The sequence below is a fragment of the Rhodococcus sp. 06-462-5 genome (genome assembly GCF_002258315.1).
GTDB lineage: Bacteria > Actinomycetota > Actinomycetes > Mycobacteriales > Mycobacteriaceae > Rhodococcoides.
In genome coordinates this window covers 359,135-374,578 of the sequence record NZ_NOYD01000013.1, presented here as the reverse complement: position 1 = coordinate 374,578, position 15,444 = coordinate 359,135, and the positions used below count along the sequence as shown (strand labels likewise).

The following is a 15,444-nucleotide window of genomic DNA, read 5'->3' as shown; positions in this document are numbered from 1 at the left end:
GTGAGTACACAAGGATTGCCCTCGCGTGGCCGCGTCACACCCGAAGTCGGATGGACGCGCCCGGGGGCCCGAGGAGACTACGTGGCCGATCAAAGCCCGCCCGAAGATGTACAGAACGAAAACGCAGGACGTACGGAGGCCCCCGGCCCGGTGTCGCCTGTGGAAACCGACGCGGTGTCGTCGGCGCAACCCGACACCATCGAGCTGCCGACCAGGCTGCGCGTGCACGCACTGGCCAAGATCCTGGGCGTCACCAGCAAGCAGCTGCTCGTCACCCTCGGTGAGCTCGGCATCGAAGCACGCAGTGCTCAGTCGAGCCTGAGCCGTGACGTCGCCGAGTCCGTTCGCGATTCGGTCAACGCCCCCGCAGCGCCGACAACCGATTCCTCGACTGCCGAGCCGACTCCGGTGCCCGATGTCGATATGCCTGCCGCCGATGTGCCTGCCGCCGATGCGCCCACAGACGAGGTTCCGTGGTCCGAGCCGCAGCTGTTCACCAGTGCGCCGGCTCCTGAGTCGAAGGCCGCCGCGCCCGCGGCAACGACCGACCAGCCCACAGCGACGACGTTCGCCACCCCTCTGTTTCTGCAGCCCGCCGCCGTCGATGCCCCAGCGACGGAATCGACGGAGTCACCGGCCGAGCCCCCGGCTCGTCGTCGCCGCAGCCGCAAGGCCGCGCCCAAGGACGAGGCTCCGAACACCGACAGCACCGCTGACACCGACAGCACCGCTGACACCGACAGCAGCGAGTCCGCGGTGACGCCGGAGACCGGCACACCCGAGATCTCTGCCGTCTCGACCGAGGGGTCCTCGTCGTCCGAGGCCGACGAGTCGGCCGCCGCCGAGAGCTCGACCGACGGTGACGGCGACGACGATCAGTCTCAGCCTCGACGCCGTCGGCGCGGCCGTCGTGGTCGCGGACGTGGTCGCGGCGAGCAGTCCTCGGACGAGTCGACCGACGAGAACTCGGACGACGATTCCGACGGCGACACCGAGACCGCCGATTCGACCGACGCGGAGTCGACCGACGACGCCGACTCGGACGAGTCCTCGGCAAGTGACGGGCAGCAGTCGAACTCGGGACGGCGCTCACGTCGGTCACGTACTCGCAGCCGTTCCTCCGACCGACAGAACTCCGATTCGACCGACTCCTCCGACGACACGCGTACCGCGGACTCCTCGGCCGAGGACAGCGACGACGAGTCCGATTCGGGTGCCCAGGACAACTACGACGACTCCGACAACGGCGGTTCGGACGGAGACGGCTCCAGCCGTCGTCGCCGCCGCCGTCGCAGGCGCAAGACCGGAGCCGAGGCCGCTGCCGAAGGCGCGTCGTCCGAGGACGATCCGCCCAACACGGTCGTGCACGAGCGTGAGCCGCGCAACAAGAGTCGGGCACCCCGGGACGAGGTTCAGGGAATCACGGGTTCGACGCGGCTCGAGGCCAAGCGTCAGCGCCGCCGCGACGGGCGCGATGCCGGCCGTCGTCGTCCGCCGATCCTCACCGAGTCCGAGTTCCTGGCGCGCCGTGAATCCGTCGACCGCGTCATGGTCGTGCGGGAGAAGGCGACACCGGATCACCCGCTGACCACACAGGTTGCCGTGCTCGAAGACGGCGTGCTCGTCGAGCACTTCGTCACCAGCAGTGCCACCGCGTCGATGGTCGGCAACGTCTACCTGGGCCGCGTTCAGAACGTGCTGCCCAGCATGGAAGCAGCCTTCATCGACATCGGCCGTGGCCGCAACGGTGTGCTGTACGCAGGCGAGGTCAACTGGGACGCTGCCGGTCTCGGCGGAAGCGCGCGCAAGATCGAGCAGGCCCTCAAGCCGGGCGATCAGGTTCTCGTGCAGGTCAGCAAGGACCCGGTGGGACACAAGGGTGCTCGCCTGACGACACAGCTCTCGCTCGCCGGTCGCTTCCTCGTCTACGTGCCCGGTGGAAGCTCCACCGGCATCAGCCGCAAGCTGCCCGATACCGAGCGCAAGCGGCTCAAGGAGATCCTCCGCGACATCGTGCCTCCCGAGGCAGGCGTCATCATCCGCACCGCAGCGGAGGGCGTCAGCGAAGAAGAACTCGCACGGGACGTGACTCGCCTGCAGGCGCAGTGGGCCAGCATCGAAGAACGCTCGGCCAACGCCGAAACCGGCAAGGGCGTGCAACCGCAGACGCTGTACGAAGAGCCCGACATGCTGGTCAAGGTCATCCGAGACCTGTTCAACGAGGACTTCTCCAAGCTCGTCATCGAGGGCGACAAGGCATGGACGACGACGTCCAACTACGTCGAGACCGTGGCCCCGGACATGATGGAGCGGCTGCACCGATACGAGGCCGACGGCAGTTCGGTCGACGTCTTCGCCGCGCACCGCATCGACGAGCAGCTGGCCAAGGCCCTCGATCGCAAGGTCTGGCTGCCTTCCGGCGGCACCCTGGTGATCGATCGCACCGAGGCGATGACTGTCGTCGACGTCAACACCGGCAAGTTCACCGGCTCCGGCGGCAACCTCGAGGAGACGGTCACCCGCAACAACATCGAGGCCGCCGAGGAAGTCGTTCGCCAGATGCGTCTGCGCGACATCGGCGGCATGATCGTCGTCGACTTCATCGACATGGTGCTCGAGTCCAATCGCGATCTCGTGCTGCGGCGCCTGACCGAGTCCCTCGGACGCGACCGGACTCGCCATCAGGTCTCCGAGGTGACCTCGCTCGGACTGGTGCAGATGACCCGCAAGAAGCTCGGTACCGGGCTCGTCGAGGCGTTCTCCACCACGTGCGAGCACTGCCAGGGCCGCGGCATCGTCGTGCACCCGTTCCCCATCGACGCCAAGCCGGACAACGACGGCGGTCGGTCCAACTCGTCGCGGTCCGAAGCCGGCAACTCGGGAACGAGCAGCAGGCGTCGACGCGGCAAGGACAACAAGGCCGACGGCAACGATCGGTCGGACGGCAACGACCGGGCTTCCTCGAACGCGCAGGCAGACGGTCACGAGCACCCCGTGGTCGATCCGTCGATCAAGCGGGCGCATCCGGTGGCACTGGCCATGGCGGCGCATCACGACGACGTGGTGGCCGACGTCAGCCCCGCCGATGTCGAGACACCGGCACCGGCCGAAGCTCCCAGCGGCGACGCCGTGGTGACCGTGGTCTCCGCCGACGACGTGGACGCTGCGGCCGCTGCGGTCGCCGACGCGGAGACCGACGTCACGGCAGCGGACTCGCCCGCCGAGACTCCGGCCGACGAGCCGTCCGCTCCGGCGGCACCGAAGGCTCGACGCGGACGGCGGGTGGCCCGCAAGGCAGCAGCGCCGACCGGCACAGCGCCCGACGCGGGCATGGTCATCGTCGTACCCGCCACGGACGACGCGGAGGACGCCACGTCTTCCGACCAGGCCGGGACGACACCCGACGAGCCGTCGGCACCGCTCACAGCTGCGGCCGAACAGCCCGTGGAGCCGGTGGAGGTCCCTGCGGCACGTCCTCGCAGACGGCGCGCAGCAGCGCGGCCTGCAGGTCCTCCGGTGGACATCGATGCCTAGCAGAACAGGGCAGTTTGACCCTGGCCGTCTCCCTGCCGTAACCTTGATAAGTCGCTCCCGGTGACACCGTTCTGCTGTGCCGTTGTGGCCCTGTAGGAAACAACGGTTCTCGAGCGGGCCGAGATGATCATCATCCCGACCGGCCGATAGGGAGCAAGCAAACACGTTTTACCAGACCAGTCGTGTTGCCATGCGCAACGCGAGCAAGTTCGAAGAAGCAAGGGGTAGCCCTCCGATGGCAACGTACGCGATCGTCAAGACCGGCGGAAAGCAGTACAAGGTCGCTGTTGGTGACCTCGTCAAGGTCGAGAAGATCGAGGGAGCGCCCGGCACTGCTGTCTCGCTTGCTCCGGTCCTCGTCGTAGACGGATCCGACCTGACCACAGATGCAGACAAGCTGGCGAAGATCTCGGTCGCCGGTGAGATCGTCGAGCACACCAAGGGCCCGAAGATCCGCATCCACAAGTTCAAGAACAAGACCGGATACCACAAGCGTCAGGGACACAGGCAGAAGCTCACTGTCCTCAAGGTCACCGGCATCAAGTAACCAGGTCTCACCGGACCCGCGTTCTCCCAAGCTGATTCACCCCGAGGAGGGTATGCAACATGGCACATAAGAAGGGTGCATCAAGCTCCCGTAACGGTCGCGACTCGAACGCTCAGCGCCTCGGCGTCAAGCGTTTCGGCGGCCAGACCGTAGGCGCAGGCGAGATCCTGGTTCGTCAGCGCGGCACGCACTTCCACCCCGGCGTCAACGTCGGCCGTGGCGGCGACGACACCCTGTTCGCACTCGCCCCGGGCGCAGTCGAATTCGGTGCCAAGCGCGGTCGCAAGACCGTGAACATCGTTCCGGTCGCTGTAGAGGCCTAGTCCTTCTGCAGCGCTCGCGCCCACGATGGCCGACGCGACCGGGCAACTACCCGAGTCGACCATCCACGGCGTACGTTCACAGCTCCCGATAGGGGCGGACCAGGGTCATGAGACCGGTCCGCCCCTATCGCTTTTTTCTCCCGCTTTTTCTTTCACGAAAGGATCGAAGACAGCTATGTCACGATTCATCGACCGCGTGGTGCTGCACGTCAGCGCCGGCAAAGGTGGCAACGGCTGCTCTTCGGTTCACCGCGAGAAGTTCAAGCCCCTCGGTGGCCCCGACGGTGGTAACGGAGGACAGGGCGGCGGAGTCGTTTTCGTCGTCGACAGCAACGTCCACACTCTGCTCGACTTCCACTTCTCGAGCCATGCCAAGGCAGGCAACGGAACTCAGGGCATGGGTGGCAACCGCGAGGGTGCCAACGGCGAGGACTTGATTCTCAAGGTCCCCGACGGCACCGTCGTGCTCGACAAGAAGGGCAACGTGCTCGCCGACATGATCGGCGAGGGAACACGTTTCGACGCCGCTCCGGGCGGCCGCGGTGGTCTCGGCAACGCAGCTCTCGCTTCGAAGGCTCGTCGGGCACCCGGATTCGCACTGCTCGGCGAAGAGGGCATCGAACGCGAGCTCGTTCTCGAACTCAAGTCCGTCGCCGATGTGGGCCTCGTCGGTTTTCCGTCGGCCGGTAAGTCGTCGCTGGTCTCGGTGCTGTCCGCAGCGAAGCCGAAGATCGCCGATTACCCCTTCACCACACTGGTGCCCAACCTCGGTGTGGTCTCCAGCGGCGACACCACCTTCACCGTCGCCGACGTTCCCGGGTTGATCCCCGGAGCGAGTCAGGGCCGAGGTCTCGGTCTCGACTTCCTGCGTCACCTCGAACGCTGTGCCGTTCTCGCACACGTCGTCGACTGCGCCACACTGGATCCCGGCCGCGATCCGATCTCCGATGTCGACGCCCTCGAAGCCGAATTGGCCGCGTACAAGCCGGCTCTGTCCGGAGATGCCAGCCTCGGCGATCTGGCCGATCGGCCCCGCATCGTGGTGTTGAACAAGGCCGACATTCCGGAGGGTGCCGAGCTCGCCGAGATGGTCACTGCCGAGTTCGAGTCCCGTGGTTGGCCCGTGTACACCATCTCCGCGGTCACTCGTGCCGGTCTCAAGCCGCTGACGTTCGCGTTGGCGAAGCTCGTCGAGGAGTACCGCACCGCGCATCCGGCTCCCGAGCCGCGGCGTCAGGTGCTCCGCCCGGTCGCTCGCAACGACGACAGCTTCAAGGTCGTCAAGGATCCGGATATCCCGGACGGCTTCATCGTTCGCGGTACCCGACCGGAGCGGTGGGTGCGCCAGACGCAGTTCACCAACGACGAGGCCGTCGGCTACCTCGCCGACCGTCTCGCGCGGCTCGGCGTCGAGGACGCCCTCATCAAGGCCGGCGCTCAGCCCGGTGCTTCGGTGACCATCGGCGACGTGTCGTTCGACTGGGAGCCGCAGACCCCGGCCGGTGTCGAGATCACGATGACGGGCCGTGGCACCGATGCCCGTCTCGATCAGGTCGAGCGCATCGGCGCATCCGAACGCAAGCATGCCCGCCAGGTACGTCGCGGGCTCGATACCGAACAGGAGTAGCCGTGGTGGCGGTGCGTGAATCCGATTCGCTCGCAGAGGCTCTCACCGATACCCGTCGCACGATCGCCGATGCCAAGCGCATCGTGGTCAAGATCGGTTCCTCGGCTCTCACGAGCCTCGATACCGGTCTCGATCTGGGCCGACTCGATCTGCTCGCCGACGCCATCGAATCTCGGATGCGCAGCGGGACGGACGTGGTGGTCGTGTCCTCCGGCGCGATCGGCGCAGGGATGGCACCGCTGGGCCTGACCAAGCGTCCGCGAGATTTGGCGACCAAACAGGCTGCTGCGAGCGTCGGTCAGCTCGCTCTGGTCAATGCGTGGAGCTCGTCGTTCCACCGGTACGGGCGCACGGTGGGGCAGGTTCTGCTCACTGCCGAGGACATCGCGCGGCGAACCAACCATCGCAATGCTCAGCGCACCCTGGATCGACTGCGCTCACTCGGTGCTGTGGCCATCGTCAACGAGAACGACACGGTCGCCACCGCGGAGATCAGGTTCGGCGACAACGATCGCCTGGCTGCTCTGGTCGCCCACCTCGTCGGAGCGGACGCATTGTTCCTGCTCTCGGACGTGGACGGGTTGTACGACGGTGATCCCCGCAAGGGCAAGGCCACACTGATCCCGGAGGTGACCAGCCCCGAGGATCTCGACGGCGTCGTCGCCGGTTCGGGCGGAGCGCTGGGCACCGGCGGAATGGCGTCCAAGCTGTCCGCTGCGCGTCTCGCGGCCGATGCCGGTGTTCCGGTGCTGCTGGCTGCGGCATCCGATGCCGCACACGCACTGACGACGTCCGAGGTGGGCACCGCCTTCGCTGCTCGGCCGACGCGGCTGTCGGCTCGCAAGTTCTGGGTCCGTCACGCCGCCGATGCTGCAGGAGAATTGCACCTCGACGCGGGGGCCGTGCGTGCGGTGGTGGAGCGGCGACGGTCGTTGTTGTCCGCTGGTATCACGTCGGTGACGGGATCTTTCCACGGCGGCGACGTGGTCTCGTTGGTCGACCAGGGCGGCGTCCTGGTGGCACGCGGGGTCGTCGCGTACGACTCGGGGGAGCTGGTCGGGATGCTCGGGCGGTCGACAGGGGAGTTGGCTGCGGAGCTACAGCGCCCGGTGGTTCATGCCGACGATCTGGTTCCCGCCTGATCGACGTCGTCGGCCAGCGCGGTCGCTACCTCCGAGCAACCGGCATGCACTGTGAGAGAAGCGAATTCGTCGCCGCGGGTGGTACCGCGGTTGACGATGACGATGGGCTTGGAAGTCTTGGACGCGTGCCTGACGAACCGCAGGCCCGACATCACGGTCAGCGAGGATCCGAGCACCAACAGCGCGTCGCTTCGGTCGACCAGATCGTATGCCTCGGCGACGCGCGGTTTGGGGACGCTCTCACCGAAGTAGACGATGTCGGGTTTGAGTATGCCGGAACATGATTCGCAGTCGACCATTCTGAAGTGTGCGGTCGAGGAGATGATCGCATCGGCATCGGGGGCGATCTCGACTCCGTCCGCGGGTGCAACCGATTCGAGAAAGCCGGGATTGGCACGATCGAGTCGCCGGGCCAGCTCGAAACGCGAGATCAATCGCTCGCAGTTCAGGCAGCGAACTCGGGCATAGACGCCGTGCAGGTCGATGACGTTGCGGCTGCCAGCCTTGGTGTGCAGCATGTCGACGTTCTGGGTGATGATGCCGGTGACGACGCCTGCCCGTTCGAGTCGGGCGAGTGCTCGGTGGCCGTCGTTGGGCACCGCGGCGTCCATGTGTCGCCACCCGACGTGGTTGCGGGCCCAGTAGTGCCGACGAAATTCGGCGTCACCGATGAACTGTTGGAACGTCATCGGGTTGCGCGGCGGTGACTGAGGACCGCGGTAATCGGGAATACCGGAATCGGTGGACATGCCTGCGCCGCTGACGACGGTGACCGTCCTGCCGTCGAGCAGAGACGTCAGCTGCTCGTACAGTGCCGCGGACACAGGGGATGTCTTCACTTCGTCCAGGATAGCGATCCGTCGCCGGATGAGCACCGTACCGACGCCGACGGCCCGCACCGACGCGGAGGCATCGGTGCGGGCCGTGAGGAACGTGCGGGTGTTACGCGGGCACCTCGACGAGGGGGTACACGCCGTTCTCGTCGTGTGTCTCGTTGCCGACGACCGGGGGATTGAACACGCACAGCATGCGCATCTGGGTGCGCGGCTCGACGGTGTGGCGCTCGTGCCCGTTGAGCAGGTACATCGACCCCGCTGCGAGCTCGTAGGTTTCTCCGGTCTCGCGGTCGGTGAGCGTTCCCTCGCCCTCGATGAGCCAGACGGCCTCGACGTGGTTGGCGTAATGGAAGTTGTTCACCGTGCCGGCCTGAATCGTGGTCTCGTGGAACGAGAATCCGACCTTGTCGCCGCCGAGGATGATCCTCTTGCTGCGCCAGTTGCCGTCTTCGCTCTCGATGTCGCGATCGGTTCCGGTGATCTCCTGGGTGGTGCGAACGATCATGCGATGTCCTCCTTCGATGTCGGTTCTTGCGGGACTGACGGTCAGGAAAGCACCTTGGCGACGGCGCTCTCGATGACGTCCAGACCGCGGTCCAGCTCGTCCATCGTCGTGGTCAACGGTGGGAGCAGCTTGACGACCTCGTCCTTCGGTCCTGCCGTCTCGACGAGCAGATGCTCGTCGTAGCACAGCTGCGACACCTTGCCGGCCAACTCGGCGTCGTCGAACACCAGAGCCTGGACCATGCCGCGGCCGCGAGTGGAGATGCCGTCGAACTTTGCGCAGAGCTTGATGAAGCGATCCTGGATGTGCTCGCCCTTGGCGAGGATCTCCTTCTCGAAGGTGTCATCGGCCCAGTAGTGGTCGATGGCTGCCTTCGCCGTGACGAACGACGGATTGAAGCCGCGGAAAGTGCCGTTGTGCTCGCCCGGCGACCACACGTCCAGTTCGGGCTTGAACAGGGTCAGTGCCAACGGCATGCCGTAGCCGCCGATGGACTTGGACAGCGTGACGATGTCCGGGGTGATGCCGGCTTCCTCGAACGAGAAGAACTGACCGGTGCGACCGCAGCCCATCTGGACGTCGTCGACGATCAGCAGGATCTCGCGTCGCGAGCACAGTTCTGCCAACGCGCGCAGCCACTCGGGGCGCGCGACGTTGATGCCGCCCTCACCCTGGATGGTTTCCACGATCACTGCGGCCGGGCGGTTGAACCCGCTGCCCGAGTCGTCGAGCACGCGCTCGAACCACTGGAAGTCCTCGGTGACGCCGCCGAAGTAGTTGTCGTACGGCATCGGAGTGGTGTGCACCAACGGAATTCCGGCGCCAGCTCGCTTCATCGAGTTGCCGGTGACCGACAGCGCGCCGAGTGTCATGCCGTGGAATGCGTTGGTGAAGTTGATGATCGCCTCGCGGCCGGTGACCTTGCGGGCCAACTTCAGTGCCGCCTCGACGGTGTTGGTGCCCGTCGGTCCGGGGAACTGAACCTTGTAGTCCAGGCCGCGGGGATCGAGGATGTTCTTCTTGAACGACTCGAGGAACTCGCGCTTGGCAACGGTGGACATGTCGAGTCCGTGCGTGATGCCGTCGCTGGTGATGTAGTCCACCAACGCGCTCTTGATCATGTCGTTGTTGTGGCCGTAGTTGAGTGCGCCTGCGCCACCGAAGAAGTCGAGGTAGTCGTTGCCGTCCTCGTCGGTGATCACCGAGTTCTTCGCGGTGGAGAACACGGCGGGCCACTGGCGGCTGTAGCTCCGCACGCCGGACTCGACGGTCTCGAAAACATCGGGCTTCTCTGTTGTGACGGTGTTCTTTTCGGTCATGTTCTGCTTGTTCCTCTCGTAATTCCGCGATGCGTCGGGGCCTACGGTGTAGAGCTCCTCGGCTTCGTGGCTATCAGGGAAATCGTTGGGCGCGAACAAATCCGACCTGACGATGTCGGTGCCTCGCTTACGTGCGAGGCTCGTGAAGGTTGCGATGGACGCTTCGTTGTCCGGGCTGATCGTTGTTTCGAGATGCGTGATGCCCTGTGGCTCGAGGCGGTCGAGCAGCTCCATCAGCATGCGACCGGCAAGTCCCTTGCCACGCTGGTCCGCATCCACGGCGACCTGCCACACGAACAGTGTGCGGGGGGCGTCCTGGCGGATGTATCCGGTGACGAAACCGACTGCGCGGCCGTCGATGTCGGATACGACGGTGGTGGCCGCGAAATCACGGCACCACAACACGTACGAGTAGCTGGAATTGAGATCCAGAACTCGCGAATCTCTTGCGATCTCCCAGAGCCGGACTCCGTCGGAGATCTGTGGCTTACGAAACTTCACTGCGTCCGGCGCAGTGACTGGGGTACTTCTCAGCAATGCGGGCTTCATGGGAAATACAAACGTAACAAGGTCGCCGAGGCTTATCGAGTGAGTCCGCAGATCGACCCCCGAAACGGACATGCTTCCCCAGGTTAACCGCCGATTGTGATGGTGGTCACACATTCCTGACCCAGCTGGCTGTACCCAGCACCGCAGAATTCAAACCATGCAATTTCGATCGGTCGTTATTTCGGTGTCGCAAGGGCGAACGGCAACACCGCCGAAGCGCCCGCTGCCACCAAAGCCGACGCCGCACAGGTGAACGTCCACCCCGTGTCGGTGACGAGATCGATCAACAGAATCGGCCCTGTCACGGACGATACGTCCGGAACGTCCCACGAGTCCACCAGCCCGGCGACCCGAAACGCCGAATTGGCAGCCGACACGGGTGGATGACCGGCCCTGACCTGCATCACCCCGAGATCCTGCAATTTTCCGACCGATGCCAATCGCGCGGCGATCGACCGCACCAGGAGCGGGTGGGTAGGGGAGTCGAGAGCCAGAACGGCGGTGGGCCGCTGCTTCCAATCCCAGTTGGCGAGCACGGTGATGCACGCCTTCTCCAGTGCATCGGTGGCCGGAGCGTCTGGCGCATCGAGCAGGGCACGTAGTCGGCTGCCCCAGCCCAGATCGGTGAGCCGGCCCAGTACGCGCCCGGGTTCGTGTGGGTCGGCGATCTTGCCCGAGAGCGAGACACCGAGCTTCTTCATACCGCTTGGCCACTGCTTTCTCGGCTGCAGGTCGATGCCCGGCCGATCCAGACGTGCCCTCGCCGAGTCGACCGAGGCCGCATCCACCGATGCCGACAGGTGCTCACCCGTGCAGTTGTCGCACCGCCCGCATCGGTCGGACTCGCTACCGGGTGCGCCCAGGTCCGGGTCGTCGAGCTGTCTCCGCAGGAACTCCATCCGGCAGCCGTCGGTGTTCTGGTAGTCGATCATGGCTTGCTGTTCGCGGTCCCTGGCCTGTTCGAGACGCTCGTAGCGGGACGCGTCGTACGTCCATTGCTCCCCGGTCGCCATCCAGCCGCCACGAACGCGTCTGACCGCGCCGTCGACATCGAGGACCTTGAGGACCATCTCGAGCCTGCTGCGGTTCAGCTCGACCAACGGCTCCAGTGCCTGCGTCGACTGAGCCTTCTCGGTGTTCAAAGCCTCTATGACCTGCCGCACCAGATGTTCGCGGGGGAAGGCGACCGAGGCGAAGTAGCTCCAGATCTGCCGATCTTCGTGGCCGGGAAGCAGCACCACATCGGCTCGTTCCGTGGCGCGACCGGCACGCCCGACCTGCTGGTAGTACGAGATCGGAGACGACGGTGCCCCCATGTGCACGACGAAACCGAGGTCGGGCTTGTCGAAGCCCATACCGAGCGCGGACGTGGCGACCAGGGCCTTGACTCGGTTCGCCAGCAGGTCACCTTCGAGCGACTCGCGTTCGGTCGGGTCCGTCTGACCGGTGTACGACGCCACGACATGCCCCTGATCGGTCAGCAGCGCCGCCAGGTCCTTGGCCGCCGACACCGTCAGGGTGTAGATGATTCCCGAACCGGGCAGCGTCTTCAGGTGATCGCCGAGCCACGCCGCCCGTTCGGTCGCGTTGTCGATCTTCACCACGGCCATGCGCAGAGAGTCGCGCGCGAGCCCGCCGCGCAGGACGAGTGTGTCTCCGCCGCCTACACCCAACTGCGCCGCGACGTCGTCCACCACGCGGTCGTTCGCCGTGGCCGTGGTCGCGAGCACAGGGATACCGTCGCGCAACTCGGCGATCAGAGTTCTGATTCGTCGGTAGTCGGGTCGAAAATCGTGGCCCCAATCGGAGACGCAGTGAGCTTCGTCGACCACGACGAGGCCCGCGTCCCCGGCCAGGGACGGCAGTACCTGATCGCGGAAATCGGGATTGTTCAATCGCTCCGGACTGACCAGCAGCACGTCGAGTTCACCGGAGTTGACCTGCTGATGAATGTCGTCCCATTCGGTCATGTTGCCGGAGTTGATGGTGGCGGCGCGGACGCCCGCCCGCTCCGCGGAGGCAACCTGGTTGCGCATCAGCGCCAACAAAGGAGAGACGATGACCGTCGGACCCAGGCCCTGCGCGCGCAGCAGCTTCGCTGCGATGAAGTAGACCGCCGACTTGCCCCAACCGGTCCGTTGCACCACCAGCGCCCGCCGCCGATGTACGACGAGGGCCTCGATGGCCGTCCACTGGTCTTCGCGCAGCACCGCATCGGGGCCGGCGAGCTCGCGCAACAATTCCTCGGCGCTCTCGCGCAAGTTCCCGGTCGTGGGCTCCGTGGTCGTTGTCATAGGCTCCATCGTGCAGTAGGCATCCGACATCAAGCGCGGGCCGGTCGGAAACGGTCGGACCGTTCAGCCCGAAAGGATCAGCGGTGGTCGACCCCGATTCCGATTCGATGCCGGCCGACCAGGGACCCGTGCACCGTCACCTGTGGGCACTGGCAGTGGTGTTCGTCGGCGGAACGGCGGGCACAGCAGTGCGCTACGTGCTCGAGGAGCAGCTCCCGCATTCGGCATCGCAGTGGCCGACAGCAACCTTCGGGATCAACATCGCCGGTGCATTCGTGCTCGGCCTTCTGCTCGAGTCGCTGGTTCGCGGTGGACCCGATGCGGGAGTTCGACGCAGGCTGAGGTTGCTGGGAGGTACCGGGTTCTGCGGCGCGTTCACCACGTACAGCACCTTCGCCCTCGAGACGGTGGAAGGGTTCCGGAGTGGCTTCACCGGGCTGGCCGTCGCTTACGCAGTGGTCAGCGTGATTCTCGGCATACTTGCCGCCTGGGCCGGAATCGCACTGGCAGGCAGAGTGGTTCGATGATCGCGCTGTGGATTGCGGCGGCAGGCGGGCTGGGGGCAGTCGTTCGCTTCGTCGTCGATGCGGAAGTGAAGTCACGTCTCGCGGCGCGGACGAGCTTTCCCTGGGCGACAGTAGGCATCAATGTGTCCGGGTCGTTCCTGCTGGGGGTGCTGGCCGGATGGGTGATGTTCCGAGCCGGCTCGACCGACATCCAAGCCGTCATCGGCACCGGGTTCTGCGGCGGGTACACCACGTTCAGCACTGCGAGTGTCGAGACCGTGCGGTTGCTACAGCAAGGGCGTCGCCGGGATGCCGCCGTCAACGCGATCGTCTCGCTGCTGGCGTCCGTACTGGCATGCGGCGGTGGTCTGGCTCTCGCGTCGATGTGAGGTCGGAAACCATGATGGTTCGTTCCGCGGGCTCCACTCACGCCTGACTGACGCGCACCATGTTTCCGGCGGGATCACGGAATGCCGCGTCGCGCACACCCCACGGCTGACTTGTCGGTTCCTGCAGAATCTCGACGGTGCCTGCCGTGCGAATTCTCTCGAAGGCCGCGTCGAGGTCGGTGGCACGAAACAGCAGGCCCGGCAGCTCACCCTTGGCGAGCAGGCCCGCGATCTGATCGCCGAGTTCCTGCGAGCGGCCCGCGTGGGGCTGCGACAACACGATCTCGATCTCGGGTTGATCGTTGGGGGACAGCGTGATCCAGCGGTAGCCGTCGCCCTCGACTTCGCTCTTGACCTCGAGTCCCAGAGCGTCGCGGTAGAACGTCAGAGAGGCATCGGGGTCGTCGGTGTAGACGTGTACATGGCTCAGTGAAAGTGTCATGGGGAAAGGCTAGGACGCACCGGCCGTCGATGCTTCTTCGATTCTGCTCGGTTCGGTGACGGCAACGGCACCCCGCATCGGCCGACCCAGAATCATGGCCGTGCACGTGGGCACCGCCTGGCTGTCACGGTGGTCGCGGGCGCGGTACGCGCTCGGTGTCTCGCCGACGATCTCGGTGAACCGCGAACTGAACGATCCGAGACTGGTACAGCCCACTGCGAAGCATGCCTCGGTGACGGTCACATCGCCGCGCCGCAGCAGGGCCTTGGCGCGTTCGATCCGGCGAGTCATCAGATGTGCGTAGGGCGTCTCGCCGTAGGCCTCGCGGAAGCGGCGGCTGAAATGGGCGGTGGACATCAGTGCCGTGCGGGCCAGAGTGGGGACGTCGAGTGGCTCGGCGAATTCGCGATCCATTCGGTCGCGCGCGCGGCGCAGACGTCGGAGTTCGTCGAGGTCGGGGGTGTTCATCCAGTGGCCGCATCTCGCATTGCGTCGATGTCCTCGCGAGTACCCGAGGACGTGCTCGCACCCGGCCTCGTCGCGGCGAAAGATCCTGCAACGCAGGCCCATTCGACTGCCTTGCGCGGGCCGTCGAACCAGGACGCAGCCAGTGCTCCGGCGAATGCGTCGCCGGCCCCGGTGGTGTCGACGGCGTCGACGCGCGGAGCAGGGACCTCGAACGATTCCGAGCCGCGGTACCGAGCGCCTCGGGCACCGAGTGTGGTGATCACGTGCGTCACCTCGTTCAGCCGGTTTCCGAGTCGGCTTTCCTCGGCTTCGTTGACCACGAGCACGTCGGTGGCCGCCACCAGCGCGTCGGGCAGATCCTGAACCGGTGACGGGTTCAGCATCGTCACCACACCGCGAGAGCGTGCGTACTCGAATGCGGTCACCACGGTGGCGAGGGGAATCTCCAACTGACACAGGAGAATGTCGGCGTCGGAGATGACGGTCAGGTCGTCGTCGGTGAGGTCGCGAACGCGTTCGTTGGCCCCGGGAACCACGACGATGTTGTTCTCGGCGTGATCGTCGACGGTGATGGCGGCGATGCCGCTCGAACCTGCTGTGGTGCGCAGCGCGCGGTCGTCGACTCCCGCGCTCGACAGGGTCCGGCGCAGTGTCTCCCCGAACTCGTCGTCTCCGACCGCTCCGATGAACGACACAGGAACGCCGGCTTTGGCGGCGGCGATGGCCTGATTGGAGCCCTTGCCGCCCGGCGAGGTGGTGAACGATGTGCCCAGCACGGTTTCGCCGGGTTCGGGCAGGGACGGTGCCCGGGTGATCAGATCCATGTTGATGCTGCCGAGCACGGCGATGCGAGGGTTCGAAGCGGGCACCGACGAACTGTATCGCTCGGGCGGATGCACCCGTCCCTGAACTGCCAATTGCAGATTGTTGACAATCCTAATTCGGTGGGTGACGATGGCAGCC

At 65.7% G+C, this 15,444-nt stretch carries 14 protein-coding genes and 1 pseudogene; 7 read left to right on the top strand and 8 right to left on the bottom strand.

The features are described 5' to 3' along the window. Positions 1-81 precede the first annotated feature (81 nt). From CH251_RS09090 to proB, 5 genes are all read left to right on the top strand, one after another. On the top strand, positions 82-3,534 hold the full coding sequence (locus tag CH251_RS09090) for a translation initiation factor IF-2 N-terminal domain-containing protein (RefSeq protein WP_094612960.1): 3,453 nt from the start codon (positions 82-84) through the stop codon (positions 3,532-3,534). Between the two features lie 235 nt (positions 3,535-3,769). Further along, a complete protein-coding gene (gene rplU / locus CH251_RS09085) occupies positions 3,770-4,081 on the top strand; it encodes a 50S ribosomal protein L21 (protein WP_032394581.1) in 312 nt (103 codons plus the stop codon). A 59-nt stretch (positions 4,082-4,140) separates the two neighbouring features. After that, on the top strand, positions 4,141-4,404 hold the full coding sequence (gene rpmA, locus CH251_RS09080; protein ID WP_032379202.1) for a 50S ribosomal protein L27: 264 nt from the start codon (positions 4,141-4,143) through the stop codon (positions 4,402-4,404). 175 nt (positions 4,405-4,579) lie between these two features. Further along, positions 4,580-6,031, top strand: coding sequence for a GTPase ObgE (gene obgE, locus CH251_RS09075; protein WP_037193128.1), 1,452 nt, complete (start codon positions 4,580-4,582; stop codon positions 6,029-6,031). 2 nt (positions 6,032-6,033) lie between these two features. Next, on the top strand, positions 6,034-7,173 hold the full coding sequence (proB, locus tag CH251_RS09070; protein ID WP_179273724.1) for a glutamate 5-kinase: 1,140 nt from the start codon (positions 6,034-6,036) through the stop codon (positions 7,171-7,173). On the opposite strand, the gene CH251_RS09065 is transcribed toward proB, so the two are convergent. The 5 genes and pseudogenes from CH251_RS09065 to CH251_RS09050 form a co-directional block, all read right to left on the bottom strand. Continuing rightward, on the bottom strand, positions 7,146-8,012 hold the full coding sequence (locus tag CH251_RS09065) for a Sir2 family NAD-dependent protein deacetylase (protein WP_373454929.1): 867 nt from the start codon (positions 8,010-8,012) through the stop codon (positions 7,146-7,148). The two genes, proB and CH251_RS09065, sit on opposite strands and share 28 nt — an antisense overlap. A 103-nt stretch (positions 8,013-8,115) precedes the next feature. Continuing rightward, a complete protein-coding gene (locus tag CH251_RS09060; protein WP_094612816.1) occupies positions 8,116-8,514 on the bottom strand; it encodes an ectoine synthase in 399 nt (132 codons plus the stop codon). A gap of 41 nt (positions 8,515-8,555) precedes the next feature. Further along, entirely contained in the window at positions 8,556-9,833 is a 1,278-nt protein-coding gene (ectB, locus tag CH251_RS09055) for a diaminobutyrate--2-oxoglutarate transaminase (RefSeq protein WP_256978936.1), read from the bottom strand. A gap of 48 nt (positions 9,834-9,881) precedes the next feature. Continuing rightward, a pseudogene (gene ectA / locus CH251_RS27830) lies at positions 9,882-10,382 on the bottom strand (diaminobutyrate acetyltransferase); the annotation flags it as partial. A 176-nt stretch (positions 10,383-10,558) separates the two neighbouring features. Next, positions 10,559-12,676: an ATP-dependent DNA helicase RecQ gene (locus CH251_RS09050; protein ID WP_094612815.1), complete on the bottom strand. Its 2,118-nt coding sequence runs from the start codon at positions 12,674-12,676 to the stop codon at positions 10,559-10,561. A gap of 107 nt (positions 12,677-12,783) precedes the next feature. Between CH251_RS09050 and crcB (CH251_RS09045) the strand changes: the two genes are divergently transcribed. Together crcB (CH251_RS09045) and crcB (CH251_RS09040) are read left to right on the top strand one after the other, a co-directional pair. Next, positions 12,784-13,203 carry a fluoride efflux transporter CrcB gene (crcB, locus tag CH251_RS09045; protein ID WP_094612956.1) on the top strand — a complete coding sequence of 140 codons (420 nt, stop codon included), beginning with the start codon at positions 12,784-12,786 and terminating at the stop codon, positions 13,201-13,203. Then, positions 13,200-13,571 carry a fluoride efflux transporter CrcB gene (gene crcB / locus CH251_RS09040; protein WP_094612814.1) on the top strand — a complete coding sequence of 124 codons (372 nt, stop codon included), beginning with the start codon at positions 13,200-13,202 and terminating at the stop codon, positions 13,569-13,571. The genes crcB (CH251_RS09045) and crcB (CH251_RS09040) overlap by 4 nt, the downstream gene beginning before the upstream one ends. Positions 13,572-13,608: 37 nt before the next feature. On the opposite strand, the gene CH251_RS09035 is transcribed toward crcB (CH251_RS09040), so the two are convergent. Genes CH251_RS09035 through CH251_RS09025 form a run of 3 tightly spaced genes read right to left on the bottom strand, consistent with a single transcriptional unit; the run spans position 13,609 to position 15,350 of the window. Further along, on the bottom strand, positions 13,609-14,013 hold the full coding sequence (locus CH251_RS09035) for a VOC family protein (protein ID WP_094612813.1): 405 nt from the start codon (positions 14,011-14,013) through the stop codon (positions 13,609-13,611). A gap of 9 nt (positions 14,014-14,022) precedes the next feature. Further along, positions 14,023-14,481 carry a helix-turn-helix transcriptional regulator gene (locus CH251_RS09030; RefSeq protein WP_094612812.1) on the bottom strand — a complete coding sequence of 153 codons (459 nt, stop codon included), beginning with the start codon at positions 14,479-14,481 and terminating at the stop codon, positions 14,023-14,025. Next, positions 14,478-15,350, bottom strand: a complete 873-nt coding sequence (locus CH251_RS09025; protein WP_256978919.1) for a ribokinase — start codon at positions 15,348-15,350, stop codon at positions 14,478-14,480. Before CH251_RS09025 ends, CH251_RS09030 begins: the two co-directional genes overlap by 4 nt. Positions 15,351-15,444 lie beyond the last annotated feature (94 nt).